This window comes from Methylobacterium sp. AC832 (assembly GCF_979256025.1).
The window spans coordinates 880,525-897,037 of record NZ_CEEDMV010000001.1 but is presented as its reverse complement, the minus strand read 5'-3'; the positions used below and the strand labels follow the sequence as shown (position 1 = coordinate 897,037).

The window sequence follows — 16,513 nt, the reverse complement described above, 5'->3', positions numbered from 1 at the left end:
CTTAGCGTTCCAGGATTGGAGACATTGCTCAGGACTCGTCGGACGCTGAAGGAGACGATTCGCGCATACGCCGGACGATCTCGTAGAATCCGAGCATCGCCAGGGCGACGACGAAGGGAACGAGGTAGTAGCAAACCCGGAACAGCAGCAGCGAGCCGAGGACCTGATCCCGTGGCAGGCTCGACAGGGCGAGGAGGATCGTGGCCTCGAACACGCCGAGCCCGCCCGGCGCGTTCGAGGCGATACCGAGCATGGCCGCTAGCACGTAGACGCCGACGAAAGTCGTGAAACCGATGGTCGAACCCGCCGGAAGCAGGACGTAGAGCGTGGCCGCTGCCGCGCAGACATCGCCGATGCCCACCACCATCTGGCTCATGGACACCGTCGCGCCGGGAAGCTCCAGGGACCAGCCTTTCACCCTCACGTGGCGGCGCTTGAGCGAGACCCAGCCGAGATAGCCGAACACCATGAGCAGGGCCGCGAAGCCAACGCCCTGGTTGAGGCGTATGCTGGTAAAGGTCAGCGCCGCTAATTGCCCGGCCTCGGCGACGAGACTGAGCCCAAGGACGACGCCCATGCCAAGCCAGAACGTAAAGCCGGCGATAACGGTGAGCGCTGCGATCTTCGACGCACTCAACCCCTTCTTCGAGTAGATCCAATAGCGGATCGTCCCCGCTGTCAGGAGGGGGAACCCCAGGGTGAAGCTCACGGCGTAGCTGGTAAACGAGGCGAGCGCGGTCGTCCTGTAGGGGACTTTGATCTTGAGTTGGCGGAGTGCGAGAGCGTCGTAGCAGGTGAGGAAGAGATAGCTCACCCCGACGAACAGGAAGGCCAGGCCGAGCTGTTCCCCGGTCGCCGCCGTCAAAGCCGCGTGCAATTCGGCCCAGGTGACCTGCTGAGAGAGCTTCCACAGCACGCCGAGCGACACGGCGAAGATGACGATGCTGGCAGCGGTGCCCAGCCAGGCGTATCGGTTCTTGTAGGAGCGCTTGGGCACGGGCGGCGCGCAATCTTCGGCCTCGGACGTCGCCAAGGCGCTGGCCGCCTCGGATTCGGCGCGCCGCTGATGCTCTCCCGCAAAATTCATGTCGTCGGCGTCCGCCTCCGCCGGCCTTCCCGACCAACCTCGACGGCGGCGTGGAACGGGACCGAGCTTTTGCCGGACCGCGGCCCGTGACCCGGCATTTAGGGTCTTTGTGTCCGGAAGGCCAGTCATCTGCCCTCTTGAGTTGGTGACGAAGAGATCCCCCGCAGGATCGCAGCTGCCTCGCTAAGCCCGAGAGCGACCCGTTGGGCGACCTCTGGCGACGTGCAGACGTAGGTTGGGCTCGGATGCGGGACGGCGATGAGCGGTATTACCGGCCGCAGGCGCCGGAGCGTTTCACGCGACAGACCAGCGACACGGCCGGCGAGGACAACGACCTCGAGCGCCGGAAGCAACTCGATGAGGGGAGCGAGATAGGTGGTGGCCGTCGCAATCTCGGCTTTCCGCGGAGCACGGTTGACGGCTCCCGGCGCGTGGATGACCCAGGGTACTGCGTTCCAGATGAGGCTCTCGCGCCGAGCGATGCCAGCCTCCGCCATGAAGCGGAACAGGTTGGCAGCGGTCCCGGTGGGGTTGTCACGGGAGACGAAGCCGGTACGGCCGATGCCGGGGCCCGGTGTTTCGAGGAGAAGGAGGAGCCGTGCTTCCGTACCGCCATCGAGCGGATCGGGATCCGGCACCTCCGCCGATCGTTCGATGGCGATCGACCGCGCCAGGCGTCGCAGGGGGATGAAGCGATCAGCCTCCAGCAGTGAGCGGCGGATAGCGAGCTGCTCCGGATCGGCCAAGCTCCTGGGCCGGGTCGGTTCAGGAAACGGTAGCATGATCCTCGAACAACACGGCGGCTTGCAAGGGGAGCACGCCCGCGAGTCGGAACCGCTCTGACCGTGCCTCATCTGCGAGCCGACGCAGCAGACCCTCGACGCCGCCGAACTGGTATCCGAGTTGGGTGGCGTAGGCAGCGCAGGCGAGCGCCTTCTTCTCTTCCGCGCTCGCACAATAGTGAACCGCGTGCTCGGGCAATTTGGCGAAGCGGGACCCAAACGGCTCCTGCGGCTGCGTATGACGCACCGTGTAGGGGAAATCCCGCCACCACAGGATGGGCGCATCCCCCGCCACGTGACCAATGGCCCGGACTAGCTGGACGTGATCGACATGGCCGCCCACGGATTGAGGGGCGAATATGAGATCGGGCGACACGTCTTTGATAAGGGCGGAGACCGCATCGGCGAGCGCACCGACGATGTCATCGTCATCCCTTGGAGCGGCAAAAAGGTCGGCGGGCGCGCCGTAACCGCGATGGGGGGCCTCGTGGAACGGGACATGCAAAGGAGGAGCGATGCCGAGCGCCTCTGCTGCTCGTCGATCCTCGACCCGCCGAAGCGACATGTAGTCGACCTCCGGACCTAGACCCTTGTCGGTCTGGCAAGCGAGCGCGAAGCCTTTGGGATCGGGGACGGAGGCCGTGAAGATCGTCGCCATCACGATCGTCCAGCCAGCATCTGCCAGCGTTGCCAGAGTGCCGCCACAGGAGAAGGCGGCGTCATCGAGATGAGGCGAGAGTGCGAGGGCGACGGGCATGGTCAGAGCAGATGCGGTTCTGCGCGGAAGCGGCAGTTCGGATCGTGCGGCAGAACCTCATCGAACGTCGTATGCGGCCGCTGTCCAACTACCTCGGCATAGATGTCCATGATCTGGCGACCGACGGCGGTCCAGGAATAGACGCGGCGGCATTCATCGAGCCCGTCCGCTGCAAGCCGCTGGCGCAAGTTCTTGTCCTCGATGACGCGCTGAAGCGCATCCGCCAGGGAAGCCACGTCGCCGGGCTGTACCAAGAGGCCGTTTTCGCCGTCGCGCAGGCAGTCGGACACGCCCACCGCATGGGTGGAAACCACGGCGAGCCCCGCCGCCATGGCCTCGAGGATCGTGTTGGAGAAACCCTCCGCATAGGTCGGCGAGACGAAAACATCCGCCTGGCGGTAGAGGTCGGGTACCGTGTCGTAATCGGCGTAGCCGGTGAAGCGGATCTCGGCCTCGGAAAAGTTCAATTCAGCGGCGCGTGCCTTCGAGGAATCCACGTCCGGCCCGATTCCGGAGATCGTCGTCTCGAACGGGACCCCGCGCGCGCGCAACAGACCCAGGGCGTCGATGAAGTCGAGCACGCCTTTCCGGCGATCGACGCGACCATGATAGAACAGTCGCACCGGCCCCGCATGCCCGGGGACACCGGGCGTGAAGCGCGCTGTGTCCACGGCGCCCGGCACGATGGTGAAGCGGTCCGGGTCGGAACCCAGCCGGTCGCAGACCTCCTCGACGAAGGAGCGGCCACCGATGAGGAGGGCGTTGGCATGGGCCAGCACTTCGCACATGGCGATGCGATGGGTCTCGCAACAGGAGCCGACCCAGTGGCCATCGCCCCCCTGGATCGAGACGACGTTGGGAATTCCGATCCGCTTCGACGCGAGTAGCGTCGCCCAGCCGGTCGGGTAGCCGTATTGCGCGTGAAGCACATCGAACGGGCGTTCGCGATGCTCTTTCACGATGGTCTCGACCATCGTGTCGATGTCGCGCTCGAAATCGCCGTTCGTCTGCTCGCCCACCTGTTCGAGGCCGATGACGCGTACGCCCGGCACGGATGGCGGTGGCCCACCGCCATAGACGCGAGTGCCGAACGCGTCGCCCCGGTACTGGCTGACCATCGTCACGTCATGGCCGGCGGCCACGAGTTCGCGCAGAAGGTTCTGCGCGTAGACGCTCATGCCTGAGATCGCCGGAAAATAACGGCGGCTGACGAAGCAGATCCTCAAGCGCTTACCTCGGCTTTGTGGTTGCGGCAGGTCCGCAGGTAATCGAGCGATATCGGCACCATCACATCGGCGCGGTGGCTCTCGCGGGAGAGTTCGACGCAGACGAGGCGCTGGAAGCCGATGCCGTCGAGGGCGTCGAGGACGCTCGGGACGTCCATGTCGCCTTCGCCGAAGGGCAGATGGATATGCTCGCCGCGCGCCATGTCCTCGATGGCGACGGTACCGATGCGGTCGGCGAATTCCGCAACGGCCAGAGCCGGGTCGCGCTCGCCCGTGACGAGGCAATGGCCGGTATCGAGAGCAAGCCTGAGGCCTTCGATGTTCAGGTCGGCAAAGTCGTCGAGGGTCTCGATCAGCATGCCCGGCTCGGGCTCCAGGCAGGCGACGATACCCTGCTCCGCAGCATAGGTGACGATCTCGGCGATGCCCTCGCCGAGCCAGAGCCGGGCCTCATCACGATCGATGCCGGGTTTGGGCACGCCGGCCCAGAACGAAACCGCTTCGGAATGCAGGATGACGGCGATGTCCACCGCGCGCTTCAGGAAACCGATGCGCCTCGCGCGTCCGGAAGCGTCGCCGCTTACCAAGGTCGGCTCGTGCTTGGCCTTGGGGTCGAGGAGGAAGCGGGCACCCGTCTCGATGACGCTCCCGAGGCCGAGCCTTTGTAGGCGGCTCGACAGGCGCTGGGCCTCTTGGATCCAATTCTCCGAGAACGGATCGAGATGATGGATGTCGAGGGTGAGCGCCACGCCCTGATAGCCGGCATCGGCGATGAGATCGATGGCGTCGTCCAGGCGATGGTTGGCCGTACCGTTGGTGTTGTAGGCGAAGCGCAGACTCATGCGGCGCGTCCCTGCTGCTCGAGACGGAACGGCGCGTGGTGCGATTCCGGCTCGCGATAGAGCGGGTAATGACGCCCGACGATTTCGTCTGCCAACGCGACGTCGAAGAGCGGCTGGCCGCCGAGACGCTCAATCGCTTCGGGCGTAAGCCGCACGGGCAGCCTCGTTTCGCTGGGCTCGCCGAATGAAATCAGCGGGTGATCCCGCTCGATGAGCTTGGCGGTGTTGCGCTCGCCGATGCGGTGATAGCTCATCGTCTCGACCTCCAGCCCCGGCACGATCGCCTTGACCACGCCGACGCCACCACCCGGCGGCGAGCAATCGACATAGAGAACGTCGAAACCCGACGCTTCGAGACGTTCGCGGGCGATGCGGCCGCGAGCATGGCCATCCCGTGCCGGGGCGGTCGGCAGATCGGTGAAGGCCTTCGTGCTTCGCTCGGAATAAACACTGTCCTTCAGGACGTCGCGCAGGCCCTCAGGCGGCAGGACGATCCATTCCAGCATTGCCCTCAGGGCACGGCTCTCTTCCAGATCGAGGCTCGGCAGTGCCTTCTGGATGAAAGCCTGGACGTAGCCCGGCGGCGTCACCCGCTCAGCGAAGCTCAGGGGACCATGCCCGAAGGCCTTACGAACGCGGGCCGCCTGGAATTCAAGGAGTGCCTTGCGGAGGGCCCGCTCGCGGTCCGGGTCGCAGGCTTCGCCACAGGCGGAGAGGGCGACGGGGACCGGCGCGTCGGCGGGATTCCTGTCGTAGCCGACGACATAGATGTTCGTGAGACCGAACTGGTCGGTGGCGAATTTCGGCAGCGCGCGGATACCGAGATCGTCGAGACGGTCGAGCATCGCCCTGTTCTCGGGACCGATCCCGTCGAGATCGAGCATGACGCCCTGGTCGAGGGCGCGGAACAGCAGCCCGTTGCCGTCACGCTGAAGCAGTTCGAGCAGGCCGTGGCCCAGGGCGAAATCGACGTCCGGCCCGGCGCCGAGGCCGTTCGTGATCAGGTTGGTGAAAGGCTTGTAGCCTTCCGACAGCTCGAAATAATCGGTGGCCGCGATGTCGAGGGGCATCAGCACGGTTTCGCCGGTGCGCGGCCGGACGCTCGGCGTCCATTCCAGAACCGTGTCCCGGCCGACCGGGGAACCGGCGGGCAGGCACAGGGTGAGCGGGTCGGCCACCGCCGCGGCGCCGAAGACCTTGGCGAGGTCGTTGTAGGAGCCCCGTTCCTTCTTACGCGGCATCACCGCGAGCGACGGCATCAGATTCTCGGCGATCTCCGCGACCGCGCCGATGAGCGCCTCGTCATCGGTGGCGCCGTAGCCGATGCCGCTCGGCATGGCGCCGATAAAGAACGGATCGTCGAGGAACAATGAGACGAACCAGACCGGAATACCCGTCCGGTCGAGAGGGGCCAGAGGGAAGCCGACGATGCGCCCCTTCGGAAGAATATCGAGATAGGCACGCACCGGCTCGGGCAAAGACGCAGGCAGACCCTCGATGATGCGTGGCCCGCCGTAGGTGTAGGGACGGGGGGCCTTGATGCGCGGATCACGCGCCCTGGCGTCCTGGTCGTGTTCGCTCACGTCGATCGTCCCTCAGGTTCAGGTAATCCAACCGCCGACCTCACCCCGCAGTGCCCCAGCTAAGCTGCGATTTCGAAAGGGCTCCCAGGGCCGAGGGTGATCCTGGGAAAAGTCCTTCGAAGCAGCTTGGCAGCACCTTCAGGATGAGACCGCGTTAGGAAGAAGGGTTGCGTCCCGATCTAGTCCTCGTTGACCCGGGCACTCCGACAGCCGGCATAAGCCCGCGTCAGCAGCCGCATCGTGTGGAGGTCGCGCTCAGCGCTGTATGCGTCGCGCTCGGCGGGTCGGCGCAGGGCAGAGCCGAAGGCACGGACCTGTTCGAGAAAGGGCGAGGCCTCGGCATCGAAGGCGACCGGCTCGGTCTGCCCACTCGCACCATCGGTGATGAAAAGTGTGCCTCCGGCCACCTGTCCCATCGTATCGACGGCCGTGAGCGCGCCACCGGTGCCAATGACTTCGAGACGGCGACGCGGCAGGGCATCCGGGCAATTATAGGCGACGTGCAGGTTGGCGAGGATGCCGGAGCCGGTGCGGCCGATGAGGAGCGCGCCGTCGTCGACAGCGTAGTCCTGCGCCCTTGCCTGCGTCAGAGCGGCGATATCCTCGATCGACTCATCGAGTAGGAAATCGACGAGATCGATGCCGTGAGGAGCCAGATCCATGAGCGCGCCGCCGCCCGCTTTAAGCGGGTCGATACGCCAATTGTCCTGGCCGGCGAACGAGGTCCAAGCCCGATCGAGCCAGCAGGCATAGACGATGCGGATGGTGGTCACGGCGCCGATGCGCCCGTCGCGGATCGCGGTGCGCATGGCCCGGTGGGCCGGATGATGGCGCTGGTCGAAGGCCGTGCCGTAGAAGATGCCACCATTTCGCACAGCCGCGACCATGGCCTCGGCATCGGAGAGCGAGGCCGCCATCGGTTTCTCGCACAGCACGGCCTTGCCCGATGCCGCCAAGGCCTCGACCGCCTCACGGTGGAGGTGATTGGGGGTCGCCACATAGACGGCCTCGACCTCCGGCTCGGCCAGTAATCCGGCCAAATCAGGATGGGCACGCGCGCCTTCTCGCTCGGCAGCGGCGCACGAAGCCTCTCCGGGATCGGACACGGCCACGAGCCGATGACCCGCCGCGCGGATGCCCGGAGCCATGTAATCGCGTGCCACCCAGCCGTAGCCGACGATGCCCCATCCGATGGAATCACCCATCACCAGCGCTCCGGCAAGTCGACGAATTCGCGGCGGCGGACGCGATCCTCGTGCGGCGATTGCTCGCCCCCGACCCAGTCGAGGGTCTCCGGTCCTTCCGAGCGAAGTGGATAGGTGACCCTGGGGGCATATTCGGCCTCGTAGCGATCCGAGGGCCATGCGACCACGTAGCCGCCGGAAGGATCGGGCTCATAGAGGGGGTTCAACCGGAGCGACGTCCCTTCATGCGGCCATGTCAGTCCGTCGAGGATGGCGCGGGGTGCAGGCCGCATCCCTGCACCGGCGACCACCGAGAACGCTTCCACATGGCGAAGGTCGGACGGCCGCTGTGGCGAGGGCGCGCGCTTCTCCACGAGGGCACGGGTGAGTTCGTCGTCATCATAGACGAGGGCATCGGGAAACAGGTCCTCGATCTCCTCGGCCGAGACCGCGCGACCGGCCGAGAAGCCGGGCCGCTCGGCATTGTGAATGTGGCTGAGAACGAGCCAACCATCGTCGCCGGCGTTGTGGCGGAGGCATTCGAGAATGCCGGGCTTGTCATCGAGGAAGTAGAAAGCGTCGTTGCACACCACGAGATCTACGGGGGCGCCGGGGATCGGCCAGTGCGGTGACGCACCATCGAAACAGACGAGCTGCGCCCTCTCGCCGACGACCCAGTGCCGGGCGACCCAGAGCTTGGCGAAAACGACATCGGCCCCGGCTACCTTGACGCCGCGCATCTGCATCTCGCGGAGGTAATGGCCGATGCCGCAGGCAAATTCGAAGGCGCAGACGGGGTCGTTCCAATGCGCTTCGAGTAACGTCAAGCCAGCGAGGAAGGTCGGATCGGTCCAGCGATGCAGAAAATAGTCGCCGACTCTGCCCCAGCCGAGCAACCGCACTGCGTCCCGCAGGCTCGCCCTGTCACGATCTCGCACAAGAGCATGAAGATCGAGGGGATCTGCTGGCGGGCCGGTCCACCAATCGTCCTGATCGGCGAGCAGACCCTCCAGTGCCAGTTCGTGTTTATCCCGATCGAGCAGGTCCAGCGTCGCGCCCAGAAGCTCCAAGCGGCCAATTCGCAGATAGGGGATCCCGTCGATGACCGGCCAGCGCTCACCGGTGACGACGTCGCGGAGGGAATGCGGCGTATCGGCTTTGAGCGCGTTCCCCGTCTCCGGGGAAAGGAGTTCGAACGGGATCATCTGTGATGTCCCGTCATGCGGCGACGAACCATCACGGGATCCGCATGTCCCTGAGGACCCGGTCGTGGAAGCCCTTCACCGGACCGGCATGGACCAGTTCCATCTCCACCAGCACGGTGTCCATGGTCAGCGATGCGGCCCTAAGGTGCTGTGAAATCTGCAGAACCCGGTCGATGCAATCGGCGGCGTGAAAGGCCCTGCCCTCGGCTGTCGCATCGTCGGGCAGGATGGCACGCGCCCGCTCGATGGTCTCGCGCAAGGGGGCGTCCAACTCGTCGAGGGCCCATTGTGTGGTCCGCGCCATGATCGGAGCGAGGTGGTCGCCGAGCAGCATTTCGCCGGTGAAGCCGGCGTCGGGCATTGCCGCGTTGTGGAAGTGGTGGCTCATGGCCGCCAGGAAAACCAGCGTGGGATCAGCCCGGTAAAAGGGGCTGAGGACGACGCCGTAGACCGCAACCATCAGGCAATGTTCGGCATGGTTCTCGGGCGGCTCGAGCAGGATGCGAGGCTTGCCGGGACAGGTCACGCCGGCGCGCGGCTGGTGGCTCAGTGCCGCCACGAAGGCGGGCAAAGGACCGCCAGGCAACCCCTCGTTCGAGCGCAACGCGACGGCCATACGCCGCTTCAGTTCGGGGTCGACCGTTGCGGTGACGGCGTCGAGTCCGGACGTCAGAACGTCGCCGATTTCCGCCTCGGCCAGACCGGCGGAGGCGAGAAAAGCGGCATCGAGGTCGCAGAGGCGGGAGGCCGCGAGCGCCTTGGCGGTGATGTCGATGGCGACCGTCTCAGGATCGGCGCCGCCCGTCAGCGCCGACCACCCTTGGGCGAACAGCCGCTCGGCAATGGAGCCGATACGGCCGGCGGAATGCACGCGCTTGAGGTCGTTGAGTTCGACGAACACCTCGCGCAGCGCGAAGGGGGCGGCCATGCCGCCCCCCGTATCGGACGTGATCATTGCTGGCCGCCGAGCCACTCGAGCAGCATGTGCTGCTGCTTGCCGAAATCGTGCTCGGGTCCGTGGCCGTTGGCGACCATGGGCGCCTTGAAGAACGAGGAGAGTTGCTCCTGCGGGCCGCTCTCGCCGCGCTTCTTGGCGAGGTCGAGCACGCGAGCGATCTCGATCACCAGGGGGGCTGCCAGGATGGAATCCTTGCAGAGGAAGTTGACCTTGATCTGCATCCGCTGACCGAGGAAGCCGGTGACGTCGATATTGTCCCAGGCTTCCTTGTCGTCACCGCGCGGACGGTAATAGTGGATGTGGACCAGATGGTCCTCGACCGGATAGCCGAGGATCGAATCCAGCACCGTACCCTTGGTGTTGAGCTTCGACTGGAGCGAATCCTTGTCGTTCAGGGCGAGACCGTCGCGGTTGCCGAGGATGTTGGTGGAGAACCAACCATCCACGTGGAGGGCGCGAGCCTTGAGGGCCGGGGCCAGGACGGTCTTCATCATGGTCTGGCCGGTCTTGCCGTCCTTGCCCGCCAACGGCACGCCGTTCTCGCGGGCGAGTTCGAGCAGAGCCGGGATGTCGGCGGCCACGCTCGGGGTGAAGTTGGCATAGGGGACGCCGCTCTGGATCGCCGCATAGGCGTAGAGCATTGCCGGGCTGATCGCCTCGTCACTGGAATCGAGACCCTTCTCGAAAGCTTCGCGGGAGTTCAGGGCCGGCGCATCCAGGTTGGGCCAGCGTTCCGTGGAGGCGAGGTTGATCACGACGACTTCGTCGAGATTGCTCTCCAGCCGAAAACGACGAAGGTCGTTCGCGATGACGGAGACCGCCTCGCGGTGATCGGCGGCGACGATGCGGTTGGCACCCTCGATGTTCTTGCAGAACTTGGCGCTGCCGACAGCCGGCCAGGGCTTGATGCCCTTCAGCACCTGGGCACCGTTCTCGATATCCTGCTTGGTGAGCACACCGTGCCCGGTGGCGGCGGAGGCGAGATCGTCGTCGTTGAGATCCCAGCCGCCGAAGACGAGATCCTTGTAATCGGCCAATCCCGCGACCGAGAGACCCGCGAGGGGCAACCCGTCGAGGCGGTTCGATCCGGATTTGATCATCTCGATGCCGGCGATGGCGGTGGTGGCGACAGCGCCACCCATACCGACGAAGGCAACGCCGACGCGGCGACCGGTCTGCATGCTCATTGGAAAAAGGCTTCCTTCAATGGGTCCATCGGGGCGTGTCTCGTCGATATTTCGAGATCGCCCTCTGGGACCATCGTAACTGGGCTACGGAGCCTTCGTTCCAACCCCGGCCAGAATGCCTTTTTGACGCGGCCACGCTGAACCGCGCCCGAACGATTACTTAAAATATCGTTAAATCATAGCCTTAACCGTTCCTTAAGCGTGCCACGCTTGAATCACGGAGCTGTCCCATTGTGGTCACAGCTCCCAGCGAGATGTCCGCTCGCTGAACTGATCGAAGCCGCGTCCTAGAACGCCGCGGCACGAACAAGGAACAATGATGGGGCTTTTCCCGGAGCCGGCGCACCGCGCCGACGACGCGTGCCGTCTCGTGCCTAACGAGACCCTGGATCGTGACGAGACGGTGGCTTGGCTCAAGCCCGGCTCCCTTCACGGCAGGAAGAAGGCAAGCACCACCGTATCGGCCAAACTCACCGTCGCGAAGATCGCGATCGGCCTGCTGCTCGGCTCGGGACTGCCGCAGAGCGCACTGGCGCCGGCAGCGACCGCCCATGACCGCATCGACATCCGCGCCTACGTAGCCAACGATTTCGCGGCGGCCACGATCGACAAACCCACGGATTGGGATGGGGTTCCCCTCCTCGACCAGGAACCTGCGACGGCCAGCCTGATCGAGAACGACCTGGCCTCTCTTCCCCAGAGCCGCGAAAGCGACGGCCGGGACGTGCTTCGGTTCGGCGACATGAATGTGCCGCGCGACATCGTCGAGACGATCCTGAAAGCGTCGTCCGAGACCGGGGTCGATCCGGTCTACATGATGGCGCTGGCCGACAAGGAATCGAGCTTCTCGACCACCGTAAAGGCCTCGACCTCTTCGGCCGAGGGCCTGTTCCAGTTCCTCTCCGCCACCTGGCTCGAACTGGTGCGGACCTATGGCGCCCGCTACGGCTATGAGACCGAGGCCAACGCCATCACCGGCCGCGGCAGCGCGATCACGATTCAGGACGAAGCCACCCGCACCCGCGTGCTGCGCCTTCGGCAGGACCCCTATGTGGCGGCCCTGATGGCCGGCGAGCTGATCAAGCGCGACCGCGCCCGTATCGAGCAGCGCATCGGCCGCGAACTGAAGACCTCCGAACTCTATCTCGCCCATTTCCTCGGGACGTCGAGCGCCGGCAAGTTCCTGACGCTGAGCGACGACAACCCGGACCTCGTGGCCAAGCAGGCTTTCCGCGCCGCCGCCCGCGCCAACCGCAGCCTCTTCACCGCGAAGGCCGGCAAGCACCGCCGCAGCCTCACCGTCGCGGAAGTTCGCGAGCGCCTCGGCGACATGATCGACCGCCGGCTCGACCAGTATGAAGGCGTCACCGCCCTGGTCGGCACCCAGGACGCCACACCGGAGACGAACAGCGATCCGAGCCAGGCCTCGGCCCTCCTCGATGCGAGCCTGCGCGTTTCGGCCCCGACCGGGCGGATGCAGGTCACCGAGGCCTTGCCGAGAGAATAGAGCTTCGGCCGAGATTCGTCGCTCGGGCGGCACGGGACCAAAGGACGTGACGATGCTGCCTCCGGCATGGCGTCCAAGGTTCTTTCCGGTCTAGAACCGCCAAGCCAGCGCCGACGGTAAGCCGACGGGACCTGTGCTCTTGGATGACCACCGGCGGCCGATGACAGATCAAGAACCGGAACGGCCGAAGACCGGCGAAACGCCGGATGCCCGAACCGCCGCCCGCGAAGCCGGACAAGCGGCGCGCGTCCTGTTCAGGCATCTCGGCTTCCTTCTCGTAACGGCCTTACGCGGCCTCGCGCGGGGCTTGCTTTCAGCGCGGCGCACTGCGAGCCGAACGCTCGGCACCCTCAGCTCGAGGCTCACCGCACCCGCCGCCTCCGCGCGGACGAGCGGCGCGGGCGCTCTCCCTGCGGCAGGGATCGCACCGGCGGCGCACACGCCACAATCCGGCTGGCGCGGCCGTCTGCGGCAACGGCCCTACCTCGCCGCCGGCCTCGCGGCCCTCGCCCTTCCGCTGGTCTTCGTCGCTTGCCTCGTCCTCTACAGTTTCGCGACCCTGCCGCCGCTCGGTGGGGTAGTGCCGGAAGGCGGCCAGCGCGCCCTCACGGTGGAGGCGGATGACGGACGGGTCTTCGCGACGCGCGGCGCCTTTCAGGGCCAGAAGCTGACCGCGGCCGACATGCCGGCCCATCTCGCCCAGGCCGTGGTCGCCATCGAGGACCGGCGCTTCTACTCGCATTGGGGAGTCGATCCGCGCGGGCTGGTGCGGGCGCTCTGGCGCAACACCGTGAGCGGCGGGGTGCGCGAGGGCGCGTCCACCATCACGCAGCAATATGTCCGGCTCACCTCCCTCACCCAGGAGAAGACGCTGCGCCGGAAGATCCAGGAAGCGTTCCTGGCCCTGCGCGTCGAGAGCACGATGTCGAAGGAGGACATCCTCCTCGGCTATCTCAACACCGCCTATTTCGGGGCCGGCGCCTATGGAATCGACGCCGCGTCGCGGCGCTATTTCGGCAAGGGCGCGAAGGCGTTGACGCTTCCCGAGGCGGCGATGCTGGCGGGCCTCGTCCGCGCACCGTCGCAACTGGCGCCGACGCGCAATTTCGGCGGCGCCAAGGAGCGCGCCGACATCGTGCTGCAGACCATGGTCGAGACCGGCGCGATCACCGCCGCCGAGGCCGACAAGGCGCGTGCCGAGACGATCACCCTGCGCACCCCGCCCGAGACGCCGCCGGGCACCAACTACTTCCTCGACATGGTGTCGGCGGACGCCAAGCGTCTGTCGGACACGCCCGGCGACGTCACGCTGCGCACCACCCTGAACCTCGATCTGCAGAGCCTGGCGGAGGGCGTCGTCGCCCGCCGGCTCGATGCGGAAGGGGCGAAGAAGAAGGCGAGCCAGGGCGCCATGGTCGTCCTGAACAAGGAGGGCGCGATCCTCGCCATGGTCGGCGGGCGCGACTACGAGGACAGCCAGTTCAACCGGGCGATCCAGGCCAAGCGTCAGGCCGGCTCGCTGTTCAAGCTGTTCGTCTACCTCACCGCCTATGAGAAGGGCTTGTCGCCAGAGACGGTGCTGGTGGACCGGCCGATCCAGATCGGCGATTGGGAGCCGCAGAATGCGAGCGGCCGTTTCCGTGGGGCGGTCCCCCTCCGCACGGCCTTCGCGCAATCGATCAACACCATCGCCGCACAACTGGCCGACGAGATCGGCATGGCCTCGGTGATCGAGACCGCGCGCAAGCTCGGCGTTACCTCCGATCTTCCCAACGTCCCGAGCCTCGCCCTCGGCTCGGCCGAAGTCTCCCTGCTGGAGATGACACGGGCCTATGCCGGCGTGCTGGCGAGCGCCCAGCCCCTCGACACCTACGGCGTCCATGCCATTCGCGGCCCCGGTCCCGACCCGCTCTACCTGCGCCCCGATTCCAAACCGACGACGCCCCTACCGGGCGAGAGCCGCGCGATGATGCTGGATTCGCTCCAGGCGGTGGTGGATAGCGGAACCGGACGGGCCGCGCGGATCACCAACCTCGCGGTGGGCGGCAAGACCGGGACGACGCAGGATTACCGCGATGCCTGGTTCGTCGGGGTGACGCCGGACCTCGTCGTCGGCGTCTGGGTCGGCAACGACGACAACACCTCGATGAACAAGGTCGGCGGCGGCGACCTGCCGGCGGCGATCTTCAAGGATTTCACCCAGCGTGCCACCGTCCAGATGGCGTCGCGGCGCAAGCGCCCCTCCACCGCCCGCGCCGAGCCGGCCCCCGCCGCCAAGGAAACCACCGCCGCCGGAGCGTTGCGCGGCGTGCCGGAGGTGATCGATACCGGAACCCTGTCGTTCCGTGGCCGGACGGTGCGCCTCCTCGGCGTCGATGGCGAACGCGGTGCCCTGGCACGCCAGCTCGCCCGCTATCTGCGCCGGCGCGAAGTCGTCTGCGAGCCGGCGGCCAACGGCGCGGTCGACGAGGCGCAGCCTGCGGGCCTGCGCTGCCAGATCGACGGCGACGACCTCGCATCGTTGATCCTCACGGCCGGCGGCGCGCGCGCCTCGGAGGATGCCCCATCGGACCTTCTGGCCGCCGAAGAGCAGGCTCGCTCCGAGCGCGCCGGCCTGTGGCGGCGCGAGCGCTGATACCTACGATCCGCCGACTTTTCCCGTCTGGGACCGGTCAGCGAAACGGCGGCTCGTCGAAGCTCCTCAGCTTGCGCGAATGCAGGCCGTTGCGGTCGGCACGGAGGATATCGAGGGCGGACAGGCCGATGAGCAGGTGCTCGGCCACTGCCCGCTCGTAGAAGGCGTTGGCCGCGCCCGGCAGCTTGATCTCGCCGTGGAGCGGCTTGTCGGACACACAGAGGAGCGTGCCGTAGGGAACCCGCAGGCGGTAGCCCTGCGCCGCGATGGTGCCGCTCTCCATATCGACGCCGATGGCGCGGGACAGGTTGATCCGCCGCCGCTCCTGGCTGAAGCGGAGCTCCCAGTTGCGGTCGTCGTAGGTCACCACCGTGCCCGTGCGCAGGCGCCGCTTCAGGTCGTCGCTGGTCTCGCCGGTGACGCTGGCGGCCGCGGCCTGGAGCGCGAGCTGGACTTCGGCCAGGGCCGGCACCGGCACGTCCGGCGGCACGAGCTCGTCGAGGATGCGGTCCCGGCGCAGGTAGCCATGGGCGAGGACGTAATCGCCGATGGTCTGCGACTGCCGCAACCCGCCGCAATGGCCCACCATGAGCCAGCAATGCGGACGCAGGACCGCCAGATGGTCGGTGATCGTCTTGGCGTTGGAGGGGCCGACGCCAATATTCACCAGCGTCGTGCCCTGCATCGACCCGTCGGGGCCGCGCGCCACGAGGTGGTAGGCCGGCATCTGGAACTTGTGCCAGGGCGAGGCGGCGATGAGGGCCGCCGGATCGATGCTCGCCGCCTCCGCCCGCGAGACGGTGATTCCGCCCGGCAGGATCATGCGCTCATAGCCATCCTTTCCGCTGGCGAGCTGCTCCAAACCGTGCCGGATGAAGCCGTCGACATAGCGATGGTAGTTCGTCAGCAGAATCCAGGGCTGGACGTCGCGCCAGTCGCAGCCGGTGTAATGGACGAGACGGCGCAGGGAATAATCGACCCGGATCGCGTCGAATAGCGCCAGGGGCTTCGGCTCCTCCGCCGGAGCGACCCAGAGGCCGTCCGCGATCTCGTCACCCACCACCGAGAGCAGCGGGACGGGGAAGTAGGTCGCCAGGTCGCGCGGGGTGATCCCGCTGCCCGAGAGGTTGGCGCCGGGCTCCAGCACATAGGGATAGGGAATTTCCTGGGCGCTCAGGCCGACTTCGAGGGTGGCACCGTAATCCCGCACCAGGGGCGTCAGCTGCTCCAGCAGATACGGCCGGAAATGCGCCGGCTGCGTCACCGTGGTGGCGTAGGTGCCGGGAGACTGGAACTTCGCCGTCGCGCGGGAAAAACGCGGGATCGGCCCGGACGGGTGATAGGTGATCCGTAGTTCGGGATAGCGGAACTGAAGCCGCTCGGCATGGTCCGGCGCGGCGCCCCCGTCGAGATAGCGGGTTAGGGCGGTCTGGAGCGACTGGATCGCACCCGCGTACAAGGCGGCGAGGCGATCGACGGCGGTCTCGGCATCGCCCACGGATTCCATCGGGCGCCATTCGCTGGTGGTCACGCTCTCTCCTCGAAAGGCTTCGGCCCGTA

General features: G+C 66.5%; 13 protein-coding genes. 2 read left to right on the top strand and 11 right to left on the bottom strand.

Annotation, left to right across the window (positions count from 1 at the left end):
* Positions 1 to 28 precede the first annotated feature (28 nt).
* The 10 genes from AC0IXR_RS04185 to AC0IXR_RS04140 form a co-directional block, all read right to left on the bottom strand.
* Positions 29 to 1,087, bottom strand: a complete 1,059-nt coding sequence (locus AC0IXR_RS04185; protein WP_056431322.1) for a lysylphosphatidylglycerol synthase domain-containing protein — start codon at positions 1,085 to 1,087, stop codon at positions 29 to 31.
* 125 nt (positions 1,088 to 1,212) lie between these two features.
* Entirely contained in the window at positions 1,213 to 1,869 is a 657-nt protein-coding gene (locus AC0IXR_RS04180) for a uracil-DNA glycosylase (RefSeq protein WP_471759829.1), read from the bottom strand.
* Positions 1,853 to 2,626: a PIG-L deacetylase family protein gene (locus AC0IXR_RS04175; RefSeq protein WP_471759828.1), complete on the bottom strand. Its 774-nt coding sequence runs from the start codon at positions 2,624 to 2,626 to the stop codon at positions 1,853 to 1,855. The genes AC0IXR_RS04180 and AC0IXR_RS04175 overlap by 17 nt, the downstream gene beginning before the upstream one ends.
* A 2-nt stretch (positions 2,627 to 2,628) precedes the next feature.
* A complete protein-coding gene (locus tag AC0IXR_RS04170) occupies positions 2,629 to 3,852 on the bottom strand; it encodes a glycosyltransferase family 4 protein (RefSeq protein ID WP_471759827.1) in 1,224 nt (407 codons plus the stop codon).
* Positions 3,849 to 4,694: a sugar phosphate isomerase/epimerase family protein gene (locus AC0IXR_RS04165; protein WP_471759826.1), complete on the bottom strand. Its 846-nt coding sequence runs from the start codon at positions 4,692 to 4,694 to the stop codon at positions 3,849 to 3,851. Before AC0IXR_RS04165 ends, AC0IXR_RS04170 begins: the two co-directional genes overlap by 4 nt.
* Entirely contained in the window at positions 4,691 to 6,277 is a 1,587-nt protein-coding gene (locus AC0IXR_RS04160) for a YcaO-like family protein (RefSeq protein ID WP_471759825.1), read from the bottom strand. The genes AC0IXR_RS04165 and AC0IXR_RS04160 overlap by 4 nt, the downstream gene beginning before the upstream one ends.
* Before the next feature lie 179 nt (positions 6,278 to 6,456).
* Positions 6,457 to 7,482, bottom strand: a complete 1,026-nt coding sequence (locus AC0IXR_RS04155; protein WP_471759823.1) for a Gfo/Idh/MocA family protein — start codon at positions 7,480 to 7,482, stop codon at positions 6,457 to 6,459.
* The gene (locus tag AC0IXR_RS04150) at positions 7,482 to 8,666 is read right to left on the bottom strand and encodes a class I SAM-dependent methyltransferase (RefSeq protein WP_471759822.1); all 1,185 of its coding nucleotides are present in this window, start codon (positions 8,664 to 8,666) and stop codon (positions 7,482 to 7,484) included. Before AC0IXR_RS04150 ends, AC0IXR_RS04155 begins: the two co-directional genes overlap by 1 nt.
* Positions 8,667 to 8,697: 31 nt before the next feature.
* Positions 8,698 to 9,594 (bottom strand): hypothetical protein, encoded by an 897-nt coding sequence (locus AC0IXR_RS04145; RefSeq protein WP_471760235.1) that lies wholly within the window; start codon positions 9,592 to 9,594, stop codon positions 8,698 to 8,700.
* A gap of 23 nt (positions 9,595 to 9,617) precedes the next feature.
* Entirely contained in the window at positions 9,618 to 10,811 is a 1,194-nt protein-coding gene (locus AC0IXR_RS04140; RefSeq protein WP_056431348.1) for an inositol-3-phosphate synthase, read from the bottom strand.
* Between the two features lie 316 nt (positions 10,812 to 11,127).
* Between AC0IXR_RS04140 and AC0IXR_RS04135 the strand changes: the two genes are divergently transcribed.
* Entirely contained in the window at positions 11,128 to 12,318 is a 1,191-nt protein-coding gene (locus tag AC0IXR_RS04135) for a transglycosylase SLT domain-containing protein (protein WP_461229432.1), read from the top strand.
* A gap of 160 nt (positions 12,319 to 12,478) precedes the next feature.
* On the top strand, positions 12,479 to 14,953 hold the full coding sequence (locus AC0IXR_RS04130; RefSeq protein ID WP_471759821.1) for a PBP1A family penicillin-binding protein: 2,475 nt from the start codon (positions 12,479 to 12,481) through the stop codon (positions 14,951 to 14,953).
* Between the two features lie 37 nt (positions 14,954 to 14,990).
* Here AC0IXR_RS04130 and AC0IXR_RS04125 read toward each other — a convergent pair whose 3' ends face one another.
* A complete protein-coding gene (locus tag AC0IXR_RS04125) occupies positions 14,991 to 16,460 on the bottom strand; it encodes an AMP nucleosidase (protein WP_419951987.1) in 1,470 nt (489 codons plus the stop codon).
* Between the last annotated feature and the right edge of the window lie 53 nt (positions 16,461 to 16,513).